Annotated in this window: 18 protein-coding genes; 4 read left to right on the forward strand and 14 right to left on the reverse strand. The window is 67.5% G+C overall.

The window, feature by feature from the left end; translation table 11 throughout:
- Positions 1 to 48 precede the first annotated feature (48 nt).
- Positions 49 to 420, forward strand: a complete 372-nt coding sequence (locus SriyCCGPB3_RS05605; protein WP_110711589.1) for a DUF423 domain-containing protein — start codon at positions 49 to 51, stop codon at positions 418 to 420.
- 392 nt (positions 421 to 812) lie between these two features.
- Here the strand turns inward: SriyCCGPB3_RS05605 and SriyCCGPB3_RS05610 are convergent, their stop codons facing one another.
- The 5 genes from SriyCCGPB3_RS05610 to SriyCCGPB3_RS05630 are packed head-to-tail and all read right to left on the reverse strand — an operon-like array spanning position 813 to position 3,511.
- Entirely contained in the window at positions 813 to 1,622 is an 810-nt protein-coding gene (locus tag SriyCCGPB3_RS05610) for a M15 family metallopeptidase (protein WP_153856395.1), read from the reverse strand.
- A gap of 9 nt (positions 1,623 to 1,631) precedes the next feature.
- Positions 1,632 to 2,225 (reverse strand): PH domain-containing protein, encoded by a 594-nt coding sequence (locus SriyCCGPB3_RS05615; protein ID WP_032127599.1) that lies wholly within the window; start codon positions 2,223 to 2,225, stop codon positions 1,632 to 1,634.
- Positions 2,226 to 2,228: 3 nt separating this feature from the next.
- Positions 2,229 to 2,408: a DUF4177 domain-containing protein gene (locus tag SriyCCGPB3_RS05620; RefSeq protein WP_032127598.1), complete on the reverse strand. Its 180-nt coding sequence runs from the start codon at positions 2,406 to 2,408 to the stop codon at positions 2,229 to 2,231.
- Positions 2,405 to 2,584, reverse strand: a complete 180-nt coding sequence (locus SriyCCGPB3_RS05625) for a hypothetical protein (protein WP_049398902.1) — start codon at positions 2,582 to 2,584, stop codon at positions 2,405 to 2,407. The genes SriyCCGPB3_RS05620 and SriyCCGPB3_RS05625 overlap by 4 nt, the downstream gene beginning before the upstream one ends.
- A 45-nt stretch (positions 2,585 to 2,629) precedes the next feature.
- Positions 2,630 to 3,511 carry an SPFH domain-containing protein gene (locus SriyCCGPB3_RS05630; RefSeq protein WP_032127597.1) on the reverse strand — a complete coding sequence of 294 codons (882 nt, stop codon included), beginning with the start codon at positions 3,509 to 3,511 and terminating at the stop codon, positions 2,630 to 2,632.
- A gap of 137 nt (positions 3,512 to 3,648) precedes the next feature.
- On the opposite strand from SriyCCGPB3_RS05630, the gene purT reads away from it, so the two are divergent.
- The gene (gene purT, locus SriyCCGPB3_RS05635) at positions 3,649 to 4,836 is read left to right on the forward strand and encodes a formate-dependent phosphoribosylglycinamide formyltransferase (protein ID WP_153856394.1); all 1,188 of its coding nucleotides are present in this window, start codon (positions 3,649 to 3,651) and stop codon (positions 4,834 to 4,836) included.
- A 77-nt stretch (positions 4,837 to 4,913) separates the two neighbouring features.
- Here the strand turns inward: purT and SriyCCGPB3_RS05640 are convergent, their stop codons facing one another.
- The gene (locus SriyCCGPB3_RS05640) at positions 4,914 to 6,122 is read right to left on the reverse strand and encodes an endonuclease/exonuclease/phosphatase family protein (protein ID WP_153856393.1); all 1,209 of its coding nucleotides are present in this window, start codon (positions 6,120 to 6,122) and stop codon (positions 4,914 to 4,916) included.
- A gap of 38 nt (positions 6,123 to 6,160) precedes the next feature.
- Entirely contained in the window at positions 6,161 to 6,916 is a 756-nt protein-coding gene (locus tag SriyCCGPB3_RS05645; RefSeq protein WP_049447050.1) for an arginyltransferase, read from the reverse strand.
- A 156-nt stretch (positions 6,917 to 7,072) separates the two neighbouring features.
- On the opposite strand from SriyCCGPB3_RS05645, the gene SriyCCGPB3_RS05650 reads away from it, so the two are divergent.
- On the forward strand, positions 7,073 to 7,633 hold the full coding sequence (locus SriyCCGPB3_RS05650) for an EF-hand domain-containing protein (protein WP_153856392.1): 561 nt from the start codon (positions 7,073 to 7,075) through the stop codon (positions 7,631 to 7,633).
- Between the two features lie 51 nt (positions 7,634 to 7,684).
- Here the strand turns inward: SriyCCGPB3_RS05650 and SriyCCGPB3_RS05655 are convergent, their stop codons facing one another.
- The 4 genes from SriyCCGPB3_RS05655 to SriyCCGPB3_RS05670 form a co-directional block, all read right to left on the reverse strand.
- Positions 7,685 to 8,902: an RNA polymerase sigma factor gene (locus SriyCCGPB3_RS05655; RefSeq protein ID WP_049398908.1), complete on the reverse strand. Its 1,218-nt coding sequence runs from the start codon at positions 8,900 to 8,902 to the stop codon at positions 7,685 to 7,687.
- Positions 8,903 to 9,110: 208 nt separating this feature from the next.
- The gene (locus SriyCCGPB3_RS05660; RefSeq protein ID WP_110711597.1) at positions 9,111 to 9,620 is read right to left on the reverse strand and encodes a pathogenicity-like protein; all 510 of its coding nucleotides are present in this window, start codon (positions 9,618 to 9,620) and stop codon (positions 9,111 to 9,113) included.
- Between the two features lie 4 nt (positions 9,621 to 9,624).
- Positions 9,625 to 10,545, reverse strand: coding sequence for an acyl-CoA thioesterase II (tesB, locus tag SriyCCGPB3_RS05665; protein ID WP_414574486.1), 921 nt, complete (start codon positions 10,543 to 10,545; stop codon positions 9,625 to 9,627).
- 128 nt (positions 10,546 to 10,673) lie between these two features.
- On the reverse strand, positions 10,674 to 11,450 hold the full coding sequence (locus SriyCCGPB3_RS05670) for an enoyl-CoA hydratase/isomerase family protein (protein WP_350259975.1): 777 nt from the start codon (positions 11,448 to 11,450) through the stop codon (positions 10,674 to 10,676).
- Between the two features lie 34 nt (positions 11,451 to 11,484).
- On the opposite strand from SriyCCGPB3_RS05670, the gene SriyCCGPB3_RS05675 reads away from it, so the two are divergent.
- Entirely contained in the window at positions 11,485 to 11,931 is a 447-nt protein-coding gene (locus SriyCCGPB3_RS05675) for a copper chaperone PCu(A)C (protein ID WP_110711598.1), read from the forward strand.
- 72 nt (positions 11,932 to 12,003) lie between these two features.
- Here SriyCCGPB3_RS05675 and SriyCCGPB3_RS05680 read toward each other — a convergent pair whose 3' ends face one another.
- The 3 genes from SriyCCGPB3_RS05680 to uvrA all read right to left on the reverse strand — a co-directional run bounded on the left by SriyCCGPB3_RS05680 (position 12,004) and on the right by uvrA (position 16,237).
- Complete coding sequence (locus SriyCCGPB3_RS05680) at positions 12,004 to 12,729, reverse strand: enolase (protein ID WP_350259976.1); 726 nt, start codon at positions 12,727 to 12,729, stop codon at positions 12,004 to 12,006.
- A 98-nt stretch (positions 12,730 to 12,827) separates the two neighbouring features.
- Complete coding sequence (locus SriyCCGPB3_RS05685; protein ID WP_006424673.1) at positions 12,828 to 13,235, reverse strand: acyl-CoA thioesterase; 408 nt, start codon at positions 13,233 to 13,235, stop codon at positions 12,828 to 12,830.
- Positions 13,235 to 16,237, reverse strand: coding sequence for an excinuclease ABC subunit UvrA (uvrA, locus tag SriyCCGPB3_RS05690; protein ID WP_153856387.1), 3,003 nt, complete (start codon positions 16,235 to 16,237; stop codon positions 13,235 to 13,237). Before uvrA ends, SriyCCGPB3_RS05685 begins: the two co-directional genes overlap by 1 nt.
- Positions 16,238 to 16,495 lie beyond the last annotated feature (258 nt).

The raw sequence follows: 16,495 nt of genomic DNA on the forward strand, positions 1-16,495 counted from the left end.
TTTTTTTTCATCTGGCGCCCGGCAAGGGGCGCTGCGCAAGGAGCCCACATGTTCAATCTCGAACGTCGCGCACGTAAGCCTTCCCTGTTGGCCTGCCTCGGTGCGCTGCTGGCAGCTGCTTCGATCGGCCTGTCCGCCTACGCGTCGCACGGTGTGGCCGATCCGTTGGCGCAGCAGCATCTGAACATGGCGGCGTTGTACGCGTTCGCGCATGGCGCGGTGCTGGTGGCGCTGGGGCCGCGCGCGCACGGGGTGATCGCGCACCTGGCGCTGTACGTGCTGCTGCTGGGTGTCCTGCTGTTTTCCGGCAGCCTGGTGGGGGGCGCGTTGTGGCAATGGCCGACGCGGATGGCGCCGATCGGTGGCACCAGCATGATGGCCGGATGGGTGTTGCTGGCGATCAATGCGTTGAGGCGGTGACTGAGTCGAGGTTGTTTCTTCGATCCATGCTGATGCGATCTGCACCGTCCATGGGCGTTACTTTTCTTTTCGCGCGAAAAGAAAAGTAACCAAAAGAAACGCGCCGCCGGCCGCGAGCCGGTGCTGCGCACCGGTCCCCTGCGCTCCTCGGCCCGTCGAGGGGCGGTGCGGGAACTCGCTGCGCTCAGACACCCGCACCTCTTCGCCCTCGCCGGACCTGCGGTGCTCGGCTCGCTTGAAGGCGGACCCAACAGCCGCGCGCTGATCCGTTGTAGAGGCTTCGAGCGAAGCGACCGGCTTCTGTCTTTGCCTTCTTGTTCCATCTCGTGGTGGGCGCGCGGAATCCGCTCGGACAGCTCCATGAAGTTCGCCGTGCAGCCGCCACGAGGGGCTCAGCCGTTGGCCGGTCTCCAGCACCAGTGCCACGGTTCGTAGACGATGCCGTGCGGGTTGTCGCGCGGGTAGCTCAGCTGGAAGCCGTGCGTGCTGGCATGGGTCTGCAGCCACGCGAAGGCGTCGGTGGCTTCGAACGATTCTTCGGCCGGGGCATCACCCGGTGTGCCGATGTCCAGCGCATGGCCGCTGTGGTGTTCACTGAAACCCGGGGCGGCATTGACCTTCAGGATCTCGGTCACGCTCAAGCCGCGCGCAAGCTTCCGTTCGAAGATGCCCAACTGGTAGGCATGGCTGCGGAAGCCGGAAATCGCATCCAGCGCGATGCCGTCCTGCGCGGCGTGCAGGCGCATCCGCCGCCAGCCCTGTGCTGCGCCACGGCGCAGCCACAACGGGCGGGCGAAGCGGTCGCTGCCGGCGAAGTGCAGCAGGCATGGTTCCGGTTCCAGCGGCAGGCCGCTGTCGTCGGCATAGCGCTGCACATCCAGGCCAAGCTGCTGCAGGCGCTGCTGCAGCCCGGCCAACGGAAGCCAGTGTTCTTCCAGCGCAGCGCCGAACGGGCGCGCCGCCGTAGCGTCGAGCAGTGCCAGTGCGTCCTCGACCCCGGGCTCGCGCGGCAGGCGCGGCACCATCGAATGCACGCCGTGCGGCAGTACCGCCGCCAGATAGCGGCCATCACGCTTGCGCCGCAGCACCCACTGCGCCTGCGACAGCAGGCGTGCATCCAGGTTGCTGCGTGCGCGCAACAGGTGGGCGGGCCACAGCTCGATGGCCTCGGTATTGATCAGCAGGGGCGGGCGTCGTTGCATCGCCTCAGCTTACTGCCGTGGTGCCGACGCGGCCACCTTGCGCAGCGCATCGAGCAGCGCCTGCGGCCGGTCCACGCTGAGCAGCAGCGTGCTGCCATCACTGACCGGCAGGGCGAGGACACGCGCACGGTCGGTGACCAGCGCGAAGCCCTTGCCGCCACCCTGCAGGCGGAAGTGGCCCGAGTAGAAGCCCGGCATTGAATAGCCATTGGTTTTGACACGGATGCCATAGCGGCGGTCACGCTGCAGGTCGACCACCTCGGCCTGGTCCAGCCGCAGCTGCGCCACCGGCACGCGCCGCCGGTACATCGTCGAGCGCACGTCCAGCACGTTGCCGGCCAGCTCCACCCGGCGGCGGAAGAATGCGGCCCCCAGCCCGACAGCGAGTACAGCGATGACGATCAGGCTCCATGCCGCACTGCCGCCCATCCGGAACCAGGGCGGCGACAGCGTTACTTCGATCCAGGGTGCGTTCGCCGGTGCCTTGTACAGCTGCGCATACAGGCAGGCCACGAAGGCAGCCAGCAGCGGCAGCACGATCCACAGCACGCGCAGCGGCGAACTCTCGGCCACGTCAAAGGGTTTCGGGTCACTGCCGCCCATGGTTCAGGCCTCCTTCTTGAACACCAGCATCGCCGGGCGCATCGGCGCCGGGATGATGATGTTGACCAGCTCCCAGCCCAGCTGGCCCTGCCGGCTCAGCTCGGCCTGGACATCCTCGGCCTTGAGTACGCCCATCATGGAGGTCTTGACCTCGATCGTCTGGTAGCTCCAGCGCTTGCTCATTCCTTGTCCTCCGGCGATGCCTTGGGTTTGGGCAGGCGTCCTGCCTTGCGCAGCGCGTCGCGCAGCACGTATTCGATCTGAGCGTTGAGGCTGCGCAGTTCGTCATCAGCCCAGCGCTGCGCCGCAGCCAGGACGTCGGCGTTGATGCGCAGCGGGTAGGCTTTCTTCTCACTCATGGGGGCTCCTGGCGGGGCGGTGGGGCGCCCCGTTGCGAGTGTGGCTCAATACAGCGAGCCTGCATTGACGATCGGCTGGGTGCCGCGGTCCGAGCACAGCACGGTCAGCAGGTTGCTGACCATGTGCGCCTTGCGTTCCTCGTCCAGCTGCACCACGCCGTTCTTCTGCAGTTCGGCCAGGGCCATCTCGACCATGCCGACCGCACCGGCAACGATGCGCGTGCGTGCGGCGATCACCGCGTTGGCCTGCTGCCGCTGCAGCATCGCCTGGGCGATTTCGGCGGCGTAGGCGAGGTGGCTGATGCGTGCGTCGATGACCTGCACGCCGGCGTCGGCCAGGCGCTCGGCCAGTTCGTTCTTCAGGTGCTGGGAAATCTCGCTGGCATGACTGCGCAGTGCCAGCTGGCCATCCTCATGCTGGTCGTAGGGGTAGCTGGTGGCCATCGCGCGCAGTGCCGATTCGGACTGGATGTGCACGAAGCTCTCGTAGTCGTCCACGTTGTAGACCGCCTCGGAGGCATCGACCACCTGCCAGACGATGACCGCGGCGATCTCGATCGGGCTGCCGTCCAGCTCGTTGACCTTCAGCTTGCCGCTCTCGAAGTTGCGCACGCGCTGGCTGACCCGGCGCTTGGCGTAGAAGGGGTTGTTCCAGCGCAGGCCGTTGTCCTTCACGGTGCCCACGTATTTGCCGAACAGGCTCAGCACCGCCGCCTGGTTGGGCTGGACCGTGTACAGGCCGGCCAGGGCGAAGATCGCCAGCGCCGCCACCAGGATGCCGGCCAGCATCAGCAGCAGGTTGGGGGAACCGGTGCTGGCCTTGGCTGCTACCCCCAGTACGAACAGGGCGCCGCCGGCGAGGGCGACAAGCAGGGCGCCGGCCAGCGTGCCGAGGCCGTTGAGCGAAGACAGCGACTTCTCTTTCATGGCGGTACGTCCTTGAGGGTTCGGAATGAAGATATCAAAGTGATATCACTTGTCGACTACCGTTCGTCGGATGCCATGGCCGGGGTGCCCGGCCAGCTAGAATGCCCACCCGCCTTCACATCGCTGCTGGAACCGCCATGGCCAAGCTTGGAACTCCGTTGTCCCCCTCCGCCACCCGCGTGCTGCTGCTCGGCTCGGGCGAACTCGGCAAGGAGGTGGCCATCGAGCTGCAGCGGCTGGGCGTGGAAGTGATCGCCGCCGACCGCTATGCCGATGCCCCGGCCATGCAGGTCGCGCACCGCTCGCACGTGATCGACATGCTCGATGCGATGGCCCTGAGTGCCCTGATCGCCCAGGAGCAGCCGCACCTGGTGGTGCCGGAGATCGAGGCCATTCACACCGAAACCCTGGTCCAGCTGGAACAGGAGCAGGGCCTGCGGGTGATCCCGACCGCGCGCGCCGCGCGCCTGACCATGGACCGCGAAGGCATCCGCCGCCTGGCCGCCGAGACCCTGGGCCTGCCGACCTCGCCCTACCGCTTCGTCGATACCGAAGCCGAGTACCGCGCCGCTGTGGCCGCCATCGGCCTGCCGTGCGTGGTCAAGCCGGTGATGTCGTCCTCGGGCAAGGGCCAGAGCACGCTGCGCAGCGAGGCGGACATCGCCCCGGCCTGGGACTACGCGCAGACCGGTGGCCGTGCCGGTGCCGGCCGCTGCATCGTCGAAGGTTTCATCGATTTCGACTACGAGATCACCCTGTTGACCGTGCGCCATGCCGGCGGCACCTCGTTCTGCGCGCCGATCGGGCATCTGCAGAAGGACGGTGATTACCGCGAAAGCTGGCAGCCGCAACCGATGTCGAGCGCGGCACTGGCGCGTGCCGAAGAGATTTCGCGCGTGATCACCGATGACCTCGGTGGCTGGGGCCTGTTCGGTGTCGAGCTGTTCGTGAAGGGCGACGAGGTGTGGTTCAGCGAAGTGTCGCCGCGCCCGCACGACACCGGCCTGGTGACGCTGGTCTCGCAGGAACTGAGCGAGTTCGCGCTGCACGCGCGCGCCATCCTCGGCCTGCCGATCCCGGTGATCCGCCAGAGCGGCCCGTCGGCCTCGTGCGCGCTGCTGGCGCATGGCGAGGGCGTGCCGTACTTCAACAACGTCGCCGCCGCCCTGCAGGTGCCGGACACCGCCGTGCGCCTGTTCGGCAAGCCGAGCGTGCACGGCCATCGCCGCGTCGGCGTGACCCTGGCGCGCGCGGAAACCATCGACGAAGCGCGTGCCATCGCGCGTGATGCCGCCGAAGCCATCGGCGTCGAACTGCGCCCGTAAAACAAAAAGGGGACGGAGGGGATTAAGTCGTTTGTGCCACAAACGACTTAATCCCCTCCGTCCCCTTTTTGTGGGGGTTACGGCTTCACGTCCACCCACACCAGGTGGTGGTCGCTACCGTCGGCGATCTTCGCTTCGGGGCTTTCATTGGCCGGCCAGAAGATGCCGCTGCCCACGTATTCGAAACCGGTCGAGGGCAGCACGTAGTCCAGGCGCATGGTGCCGGACTTCGGGCCGAAATCGCCGGTGGCATGGAACGGTGCGCCCTTGCGCTCGATGCCCTTGGCCGCATAGGCCAGGCTGGTCTGCTCGCCGCCGACGCTGCGCGGGGTGGGGTAGCGCAGCACGCGGGCGTTCTCGATCAGTTCGACGATCGCCTCATGGCGGCCATCGCCGTCGACCGGGTCGTTGTTGAGGTCGCCGAGGATCACGAAGCGCGCGTCCTGCGCCAGGCCACCGCACTGCCCCTTGTCGTCGCACAGCCACGGCTTGTCACCCTTGGACAGGTATTCCTGCCACAGGCGCAGTTCGTCGTGGTTGCGCGCGGCGTTGCGCTTTTCCGGGCCATCGAACACTGGCGGCGTCGGGTGCGAGACCAGCGCGTGCACCACGCCGGCCGGGGTCTTCACCGGCACGTCCCAGTGCGACTTCGACGACAGGCGCAGCTGCGACCACACGTGGTCGTTGTAGAAGCTCTTGCCGGTGCGCGGGTCGACCGGACGGATCGCGCCCGGCATCGCGCTCCACTTCAGCAGCTGGAAGCTGCGCACCTTGGCTTCATCGATCGGGTAGCGCGACAGCACCAGCATGCCGTACTGGCCCGGGTGCAGGCCGTAGCCCCAGGCATCGTTGCCGCGGCTGCGGCCTTCGCCGCCGACCACGCCGTTGTTGTCCAGGTCCAGGCCGCTGGGCACGCCGGTGTTGACCGGGGCCAGGTAGCGGTAGGCGAAGTGCAGCGGCTTGCCGCCACCGGGCTGGGCGACGTCCAGGTAGCGCTTCTGGAACAGGTCGGCGGCGCGATGCGCGTCGTCGAAGTCGAATTCGTTCAGCAGCACCAGGTCCGGGCGCACCTGCTGCAGCACCGCGGCGATCTTGCGTGCGTGCTCGCTGTCGCCTTCCAGTTCCTTGATCAGGCCACCGGCGTCATCGGAGTACAGCGAGGTGTTGTAGGTGGCCAGGCGCAGCGCAGCGGACGGCTTTTCGGTCATCGCAGGGGACGTGGCGAAGGCGGGGGCGGTGGCGCCGCAGAGCAGGGCCAGGGCGAGGATCAGGGGTTTGGCGTTCATGGGCCGTATTGTGCACCCGGCCCGGTGTCAGCGGTTTGTCAGCGCCCGTCCAGATCGTTGTCGAAATCGTGCCAGCGGCGGCCATCGTAGGCCTCCAGCGGATGGAAGCGGCGCTTGTAGTCCATCTTCTGGTGGCCGCGGATCCAGTAGCCCAGATAGACGTGCGGCAGGCCCTCGCGGCGGGCCCACTCGATCTGCTGCAGGATCGCGAAGGTACCCAGCCCGCGCGCGGCGTGGTCCGGGTCGAAGAAAGTGTAGACCGCCGACAGGCCGTGTTCGGTGACGTCGGTCACCGCCACCCCCAGCAGCTGGCTGGGCTGGCCGTCGTGGCCGGGCAGGCGCATCTCCATGAAGCGGGTGTGCGACCAGCTGCCGATCAGGAACTGCTCGAACTCGTGCGGGCCGTGGTCATCCATGCCGCCGTTGGCATGGCGGTGGGTGAGGTAGCGGTGGTACAGCGCGAACAGGTCGTCGCGGGCGGTGGCGGCGGTGATCCGCACCTCCAGGTCGTCATTGCGGGCGGCACAGCGGCGTTGGCTGCGATCCGGGGCGAAGCGCGCCACCGGAATGCGCACCGCCACGCAGGCCTGGCAGTGCGCGCAATGCGGCCGGTAGACCAGGTCGCCGCTGCGGCGGAAGCCCCAGCTCAGTGCCAGCGGGTACAGGCCGCCAAGGCGGCGATCGTGCGGGTCCAGCACCAGGTCGCGCGCCACCCGGTCCGACCAGTACCCGCAGGGGTGCTCGCCGGTCTGGAAAAGTCGCAGTTCGTCGTCTCTGTCGCCATGTATCGCCATAGGCACAGCATAGCCCCAGCCTGTCGCAGTGGTGGCGACTGTCCGCCGGATGAATGGAACTGGCAGAGGCGTCAACCGACGTCGCGCCCGGGCGTTGTTGTTCCCCGAGGGTGAAGTGATCACCCCGACGCTGTTCCCATCCCCAGGAGTGACCTCATGATCCGTACCCCCCTGCTGCTGGCCCTGCTGCTCGGCACTTCCGCTTCCGGTATCGCGCTCGCGGCCGACACCCCGACCACGCCCGCGCAGCGCTCGGCCAAGCTGGACACCAACGGCGACGGCGTCATTGACCGCAGCGAGGCGGCTGCCAACCCGCGCCTGGCCGCGAAGTTCGACGAGCTGGACAAGAACAAGGACGGCAAGCTTTCGCGCGATGAGTTGCCGCGCTGGAAGCACGGTCGCCGTGGCCACGGCGGTGAGCGCTGGGCCAAGCTGGACGTCAACAAGGACGGCCGCATCAGCCGCGAGGAGGCCAAGGCCGACCCGCGTCTGGCCGCGCGCTTCGACCAGCTCGATCTCAACAAGGACGGCTACCTGGACAAGGCAGATCGCGAGCTGCGCATGAAGCAGCGCCGTGACGCCTGGTTCGCTGCCGCCGACACCAACAAGGACGGCCAGCTGAGCAAGGCCGAGTTCGACGCCGCCAAGGGCCCGATGCACGGCGGCCCGCGCCACGGCGGTCCGCGCGATGGCGCCGCGCCGAAGCCGCAGCGCTGAGTTTCAACGCAATGAATGACGACAACGCCGGCGCACTGCCGGCGTTGTCCGTTACAGGCGGCCGCTGCGCATCAGTGAGTACACCACCAGCGCGATGACCATCAGGTTCATGGCGATGATGCCGGTGCGGCCGTACATCGATTCGAACTTCCAGTTGATGCCGGTGCGTCCGCGGCGGGCCGAATCGCGCGCGATCATCGGTGCCATCACCCGCTGCAGCGGCACCAGGCACTGGTAGTTGACCACGCCCAGGCCTACCGCCAGCACCGTCAGCTGCGCCCAGACCGGCGCCTGCAGCATCACAGCCAGCAGGATCGCCAGGCACCAGAACATGCCGGTGATGATGTTGAGGTAGAGGAAGCGGCGCACGTCGCGGCGCTCGGATGCCGTTTCGGTGTACGACATCAGGAAGCGTCCGCCCAGATAGCTGCCGATCGCACCACCGACCACGCCGCCGATCACCGCCCCCCAGCTTTCGGCCGGCAGCACGTGCAGCTGGCCCAGCGTGGCAGTCAGCGAACCCATCGCGGTGCCGCCCGCAGCGCTGGCACCGCCGAGGCCAAGCTTGCTGCCGCCGATGCCGACACCGGTGCCGAGCAGCACCGCAGCACTGGCCGTGCCGGGCGCAGCCACCAGCACCATCGACACCACGGCAGTGGCGAATGCCGCGCTCGGTGCGCTGCTGCGCGCGAACTCGCCGAAGCGCTGCAGCAGGCCGTCGCGGACCAGGGCGCGGGCACGCGACAGGCGCTTGCGCACGGCGGCGTCACTGAGCCCAAGCAGGTCGGCCACCTGCTGCGAGCGCTGGCCTTCGCGGTAGTACAGCAACAGCACTTCGCGGCTGTCGGCCGGCAACGCGGAAATGATGTCCTCGGCAGCGATCTCTTCTTCCACCCGCTGCAGGCGGTCGGCCGCGCCCGGGGCCGGGTCGGCCGCCATGCCCATCGCAACCTCGGCGGCCTCGCCGGTCAGCGGTCTGCCGCGCTGCGCGCGCAGCCAGTCGCGGGCCAGGTTGCGGGTGATCTGCCGCAGCCAGGGCAGGAAGCTGGTCGAGCTGCGCAGCTGGTGCAGCTGCTGCCAGCCCTTCACGAAGGCCTCCTGGGCGATGTCCTCGCTGGCCTGACGATCGCGGGTGATGGCCAGCGCGATGGCGGTAACCGTGTTCTGGCAGGCCAGCACGATGCGGCCATAGGCGTGTTGGCAACCGCTGGCGGCGGCGGGCAGTTCGCGTTCCAGGGTCTGGTCGATCGATGCGGCGAACGTCGTCATGGCGGCGGCTCTCCTGCTGGGATTGTGTCCCATGACGGAGCCGCGCGCGAAGTGTGACCAGCATTCTGTGCGGTAGTGCCGGCCGCTGGCCGGCAACCTCATGACAAAAAAGGGGACGGAGGGGATTAAGTCGTTTGTGCCTCAAACGACTTAATCCCCTCCGTCCCCTTTTTGCGGCTGCCGGCCAGCGGCCGGCACTACCCGTGCGTCACTTCGAGGGCTGGATGCGGACCCGGACTTCTTCCTCTTCCGGTGCGGCCTGCGGGGCCGGTTGCGCCTGCTGCGGCTGGGCCTGCGGGGCAGGGGCCGGTGCGACCGGCGCCGGGGCGCCGCGATGGCGCAGGCCGATCACCAGCGCCACGCCGGCGATCACCACCAGCAGGGCGATGCGGATGCGCCAGGCCCAGCTGCGGCCACCGCTGCCCTGTTCCGGCGCGTCGCGGAAGGCGAATTCGGCGGTCGGATGGTCGCGGCGGGTGGTGTCGAGCAGTCGCGCCTCGCGCAGGATTTCACGCGCGCGCGGCTGGTCGTCGGCGCGCACGATCCACACCGCTGGGTAGGCGTTGGCGTTGCCCAGGTCGGTATAGCTGAACTGGCCGCGGCGACGGGTCTTGTACGAGCGCCCGTTGGTCACCTTGACGTCGATGCCATGCCCGCGCAGCAGCTCGGCGACGCCTTCGACGGTTTCCACGCGCTGGCTGCTGAAGATCTGGCGCATCGGATCAATCCTTGGCCGGCACGGCGGAGGCCGCTGCCTGGTCGGGAACCACGCGGATCAGGCCTTCCTGCGCGGTACTGGCCACCAGTACGCCGTTGCGGGTGAAGAACTGGCCGCGGGCCAGACCGCGCGAATCCTGCGCGCTGGGGCTGTCCAGCGAGTACAACAGCCAGTCATCGGCGCGGAACGGGCGGTGGAACCAGATCGCGTGGTCGAGCGAGGCCATCTGCACGTGCGGGTGGTAGTAGCTGATGCCGTGCGGGAACGTCGCTGTGCCCAACAGGTGGAAGTCGGAGGCGTAGGCCAGCAGCGCCTGGTGCAGCTCCGGGGCATCGCCGACCGGCTCGCTCAGGCGCAGCCACACCTGGTGGTACGGCGGGCGCTTGGGTGGATTGAGTTCGTCACGCGGGTAGACGTGGCGGAACTCGAACGGGCCGCCGCGCGACAGCCAGCGCTGCACCTTGATCGGCAGCCGCTCCAGCACTTCGGCCGGCAGCGGGCGGTTCGGTTCGATGTCTTCCGGCTGCGGCACTTCGGGCATCTTGTGCTGGTGCTCGGCACCGGTTTCGGCCTGCTGGAACGAGGCCGCGCAGAAGAAGATCACCTTGCCGTGCTGGATCGCGGTGACCCGCCGCACCGAGAAGCTGCCGCCGTCGCGGGTACGGTCCACGTCGTAGACGATCGGATGGTCGATGTTGCCGGCGCGCAGGAAGTAGGCGTGCAGCGAGTGCACGTGGCGGCCATTGTCGACCGTGGCCTGTGCCGCGGCCAGCGCCTGGCCCAGCACCTGCCCGCCGAACACGTACTTGGTACCGATGTCGCGGCTCTGCCCGCGGAACAGGTTGTCCTCCAGCCGCTCCAGCGTGAGCAGGTCGATCAGCTCGGAGACGACGGGTTCGGGCGTGTCGTTCAAGGGGGCGGCCACAGCAGTGAAAGTGGGCCTGATTATACCGGTGCAGCCCGGCCCATCATCGGTAGTGCCGGCCGCTGGCCGGCAACCTCATGATCCTCCTGGGGCACCTGCGGTTGCCGGCCAGCGGCCGGCACTACCGGTTATTTGCCCAGCCGGGCGACCAGCGCCTGCAGGGCATTCTGCGCATCCGGGGCGAACCAGGCCTCGACGAAGCGGTCGAGCTGGATCAGGTCCGGCTGCAGCGCAACGTGCAGGTCCGCGCGGGCAATCGCACGGGTCAGCAGCATCGGCTGGCGCGGCTGCTTGAGCAGGTTCTGCAGCCACGCCACGGCACGTGCCACCACCAGGTCACCTTCGGCCAGTTCGTCGACCAGGCCGATCTGCAGCGCCTGTTCGGCCGGCACCAGCGAACCGGTGGTCAGCAGGACGCCGGCGCGGTGCACGCCCACCGCACGGCGCAGCAGGCGCTGGATGCCCTCAGGCGCGATCAGGCCCACCTGCACTTCGTTCAGGCCGATGGCATACGGCCGCGACGGATCGGCGCTGCGCGCCATCACCCGGTAGTCGCAGCACAGGGCCAGCACGCAGCCGCCGGCCGGTGCATGGCCGGTGATCGCCGCGACCACCGGGATCCGGCTCTCGGCCAGCGTGCGCACGGCGCCAAAGAAGGCGTTCCAGGTGTCCAACAACTTGTGCTTGTCATCACCATGCGAGAGCAGGTGCGGCACGTCCATGCCACCGGTGAAGATGCGCTCGCCGCCCGACAGCACGATGCCGTGCGCGTCTTCGGCCATGGCCAGCTCGATGGCATGGATCAACTGCCGGCACAGTTCGGTGTCCAGCGCGTTGACCGGCGGCCGCGCCAGGCGCAGTTCGCGGATGGGGCCATGGTTGATCACCTCGATGAGCGTCGTCATGCTGCGGTCTCGTTGCGAAGAAGGAACCTGGGCGATGATAACCAAACCATTCGTTGGCGTACTGTTGGTTCTGTGTGCGGCCGCAGCATCGGCCTCGGCGGCGGAACCGGCCTGCGTCACGGTGGAGCAGGGCTGGGCGCGGCTGCCACCGAATCCGGCGATGCCGATGACCGCCGGCTACGGCGTGATCCACAACGGCTGCAGCAAGGCGGTGGCGATCACCGGCGCGACCAGCAGCAGCTTCAATGATGTGTCGCTGCACGAGACCACGATCACGGATGGGGTCAGCCGGATGCGCGCGATCGAGCGCCTGCCGCTGGCGCCGGGCGCACGTGCCGAGCTCAAGCCCGGTGGCCTGCACCTGATGCTGATGCAGGGCAAAGGCGCGTTGAAGGAAGGCCAGGCGCTGCCGCTGCGACTGCAGCTGGAAGGTGGCGGCGAAGCGAGCGCGACGCTGACCGTGCGCAAGGCCGCGAAATGACGATCGGGTAGTGCCGGCCGCTGGCCGGCAGCACGCGAAATGCCGGCCAGCGGCCGGCACTACCAGGCGGGCTTATGACCAGTCGTACGAGAACAGCACCGTGCGGCTTTCCGGCTCGTACAGCATCACGATCGCATCGGCACCGGTGGCGCACCAGTTGTAGCCGGCTACGTCGGCCACGGCGAAGAATTTGTTGCCATTGCGGGTGATGATCACTGTTTCGGCATCGTCCGCAGCGTTGGGGTCATCGGCAGCTTCGGTGAAGCCCAGCTCGAATGCCGCGGGAATCTCTGCGGTTTCGGTCCAGTTGCCGAAACCGATCGGGCCACCCAGCGTATCCAGGTAATCGCGCTCGCTGGCCTCACCCTTGCCATAGCGCGAGTAGCAGGCGAGGCGGCCATGCGTGGCATGGTAGTCGCGGGCCTTGGCGTAGCTCTCGCGCATCTGCGCGATGTGTTCCTGCGCATCCTTGTCCTGTACCGCATCACTGATGAAATAGCCCGCGTTGCCGAGGAAGCGCATCTCGTTGCCGGCGGTCAGTTCGAAGGCGATCCAGTTGGTGCCGGTGAAATCGTTGTGGTGTTCTTCGGTGGTCTCGCCGATGCAGCCGTCGTACGGCTCGATCGGGCACAGCATCGTTGCCACCTGGCCGGCCAGCTCCGGGCGCAGCACGCCGAGGTCGATCTTCAGCAGCGGCAGCAGGTGCTGGCCGAGCCAGGCCTGGTCGGCGGGAAAGACGTCGGTGGGGAAGGGGACCATGCCGGGTAGCAGGTCGCGCAGTTCAGTCTGGTGGATCATGTCAGTCCTTTGATCAGTGTCGGTAGGGCCGGCCGCTGGCCGGCATCCGCGATACATCTGGAGGTTGCCGGCCAGCGGCCGGCACTACCACAGGCGCGTCAGGTCGACGCGCTGCGGATCGCCTCCGGCAGCGGTGCGCTCTTGCCGGTCTGGGTGTCCATCCAGACCACCACCACGTTGCCGTCCGAATAGAGCTTCGATTCGTCCTGCTGGTCGACGATGCGGTGGCCGATGGTCACGCTGCTGTTGCCCAGGCGCTCGACGAACAGCTCGACCAGGATGTCGTTGGGCCACACGATGGGCAGCCGGTAGTTGACGTTGGTCGCGGCCACCACCGGTGCGATGCGGTCGGTCATCGACACACCGTCCACGCCCAGCATCCAGCGCACGCGCGCTTCTTCCAGGTAGGAGATGTACTTGGCGTTGTTCACATGGCCCATGCTGTCCATGTCACGCCAGCGCACGCTGATCGGGATGCGGGCCAGGATCTTGTGTTCGCTGCTCATCAGGCGTCCTTTTTCTTCTTGCTGGCAGTGGCGGTCTTGCTGGTTTTGCCGGTGCTCTTGGCAGCCACGGCCTTCTTGACTGGCTTTTCCGCCTTTTCAGGCTTCACCTTGCGCGGCGGGCGGGCGTCGGGCTTGTTGGCCACTGCGGCCGGCTGCTCCGGGCGCGCGCTGGTTGACGGCAGCATGCGCGCCAGGAACTGGCCGGTATACGACTGCGGGCAGGCCGCCACGTCTTCCGGCGTGCCGGTGACCAGGATGGTGCCACCGCGATGGCCGCCTTCCGGACCCAGATCAACGATCCAGTCGGCGGTCTTGATCACGTCCAGGTTGTGCTCGATCACCACCACCGTATTGCCTTCGTCGCGCAGCTTGTGCAGCACGCCCAGCAGCGCTTCGATGTCGTGGAAGTGCAGGCCGGTGGTCGGCTCGTCGAGGATGTACAGGGTGCGGCCGGTATCGCGGCGCGACAGTTCCTTGGACAACTTCACGCGCTGCGCTTCACCACCGGACAGCGTGGTCGCGCTCTGGCCCAGCTTGATGTAGCTCAGGCCGACGTCGACCAGTGTTTCCAGCTTGCGCGCAATCGACGGTACCGGCTCGAACAGCTTCAGTGCATCCTCGACGGTCATTTCCAGCACGTCGTTGATGTTGAAGCCCTTGTACAGGATCTCCAGCGTTTCGCGGTTGTAGCGCTTGCCATGGCAGACGTCGCAGGGCACGTACACGTCCGGCAGGAAGTGCATCTCGACCTTGATCAGGCCGTCACCCTGGCAGGCTTCGCAGCGGCCGCCGCGCACGTTGAAGCTGAAACGGCCCGGCGAATAGCCGCGCGCACGCGCTTCGGGCACCTGTGCGAACAGTTCGCGCAGCGGCGTGAACAGGCCGGTGTAGGTGGCCGGGTTCGAGCGCGGGGTGCGGCCGATCGGCGACTGGTCGATGTCCACCACCTTGTCGAACAGGTCCAGGCCATCGATCTCCTTGTACGGAGCGATCGGGTGCGAGGCACCGTTGATCTCGTTGGCGGCCAGCGAGAACAGGGTGTCGTTGATCAGGGTCGACTTGCCCGAGCCGGATACACCGGTCACGCAGGTCAGCAGGCCCGACGGAATCGCCAGGTCCACGCCCTTCAGGTTGTTGCCGGTCGCCCCGCGCAGGTGCAGGGTCATCTTCGGGTTCGGCGTGTGCCGGCGCGCCGGAATCTCGATCGCGCGCTTGCCCGACAGGTACTGGCCGGTCAGCGAGCGCGGTGCCTCCAGGATGTCCTGCAGGGTGCCCTGGCCGACGATCTCGCCGCCGTGCACGCCCGCGCCCGGGCCGATGTCCAGCACGTAGTCGGCCAGCCGGATCGCATCCTCGTCATGCTCGACCACGATCACCGTGTTGCCGAGGTCGCGCAGGCGGGTGAGGGTACCGAGCAGGCGTTCGTTGTCGCGCTGGTGCAGGCCGATGGACGGCTCGTCGAGCACGTACATCACACCGACCAGGCCGGCGCCGATCTGGCTGGCCAGGCGGATGCGCTGTGCCTCGCCACCAGACAGGGTGTCGGCCTTGCGCTCCAGGGTCAGGTAATCCAGGCCGACATCGACCAGGAAGCCGAGGCGTTCGCCGATCTCCTTGACGATCTTCGCGGCGATCTCGCCACGCCAGCCCGGCAGGCTCAGTTCACTGAAGAACTTCAGTGCCTCGTCGATCGGCAGCACCACCAGCTCCGGCAGCGGACGGTCGGCCACGAACACGTTGCGCGCCGCCTTGTTCAGGCGCGCACCATGGCATTCCGGGCACGGCTGTTCGCTGATGTACTTGGACAGCTCCTCGCGCACCGCCGGCGACTCGGTTTCCTTGTAGCGGCGTTCGAGGTTGGGAATGATGCCCTCGAAGCGATGCTTGCGCTGGGTGCGGCCGCCAGCTTCGGTGAAGTAGGTGAAGGTAATCGTTTCGTCGCCGCTGCCGTACAGCACGGCCTGCTGCACCTTGGCCGGCAGCGAGTTCCAGGCGGCGTCCACGTCGAACTTGTAGTGCTTGGCCAGCGAGGCGATCAGCTGGAAATAGTAGGCGTTGCGGCGGTCCCAGCCGCGCACCGCACCGGCGGCCAGCGACAGCTCCGGATGCACCACCACGCGCGAAGGGTCGAAGAACTCGGCGATGCCCAGGCCATCGCAGCCGGGGCAGGCGCCCATCGGTGCGTTGAACGAGAACAGGCGCGGTTCCAGCTCCGGCAGCGAGTAGTCGCACACCGGGCAGGAGTACTTGGAGGAGAACAGTGCCGGCGTGGCGTCGGCGGTGTCCAGGCTCTGCACCGAGGCCATGCCATCGCCCAGCTTCAGTGCGGTCTCGAAGCTCTCGGCCAGGCGTTGCTTGATGTCCTCGCGCGGGCGGAAGCGGTCGATCACCGCCTCGATGGTGTGCTTCTGGCGCAGCGCCAGCGGCGGCACCGCATCGATTTCATACAGCTCGCCGTCCACGCGCACACGCACGAAGCCCTGCGCACGCAGCTGGTCGAACACCTGTGCGTGTTCGCCCTTGCGGTCGCGGATGACCGGCGCCAGCAGCATGTAGCGCTGTTCCGGGTCCAGCGTCAGCACCTGATCGACCATCTGGCTGACTGTCTGCGCTTCCAGCGGGTAGCCGTGGTCCGGGCAGCGCGGGGTGCCGACGCGGGCGTACAGCAGGCGCAGGTAGTCGTAGATCTCGGTGATGGTGCCGACCGTCGAACGCGGGTTGTGCGAGGTCGACTTCTGCTCGATCGAGATGGCCGGGGACAGGCCTTCGATGTGGTCCAGGTCCGGCTTTTCCATCACGCTCAGGAACTGGCGCGCATAGGCCGACAGCGACTCGACGTAGCGGCGCTGGCCTTCTGCATAGATGGTGTCGAACGCCAGCGAGGACTTGCCCGAACCGGACAGGCCGGTGATCACGATCAGCTTGTCGCGGGGCAGGTCGAGGTCGAGGTTCTTCAGATTGTGCGTCCGCGCGCCGCGGATGCGGATGAAATCCATCGCCATGGGGGATCCGGTTGTGGGGGCGTTGGCTGGGTGCCGGGCCAGCAGGGAACGGCAATCGGTCAGCCTACCGAGGTGACCAGATGGGGGCAATGGGCGACAATGCCAGCCCGATGTCTCACCTGATGAGACAGGCCGACAGGCAGGGGTCAGATCCCTTTTCACAACGTGAAAAGGGATCTGACCCCGTTCCGGCCAGGCCTCCGGGCCGTTCAGGGGTTGACTTGACCCGCGCCCGCTGATCTGCGTACAATCCCGCTC

It is taken from the genome of Stenotrophomonas riyadhensis (genome assembly GCF_040256885.1).
In the GTDB taxonomy this organism is placed as follows: Bacteria; Pseudomonadota; Gammaproteobacteria; order Xanthomonadales; family Xanthomonadaceae; genus Stenotrophomonas; species Stenotrophomonas riyadhensis.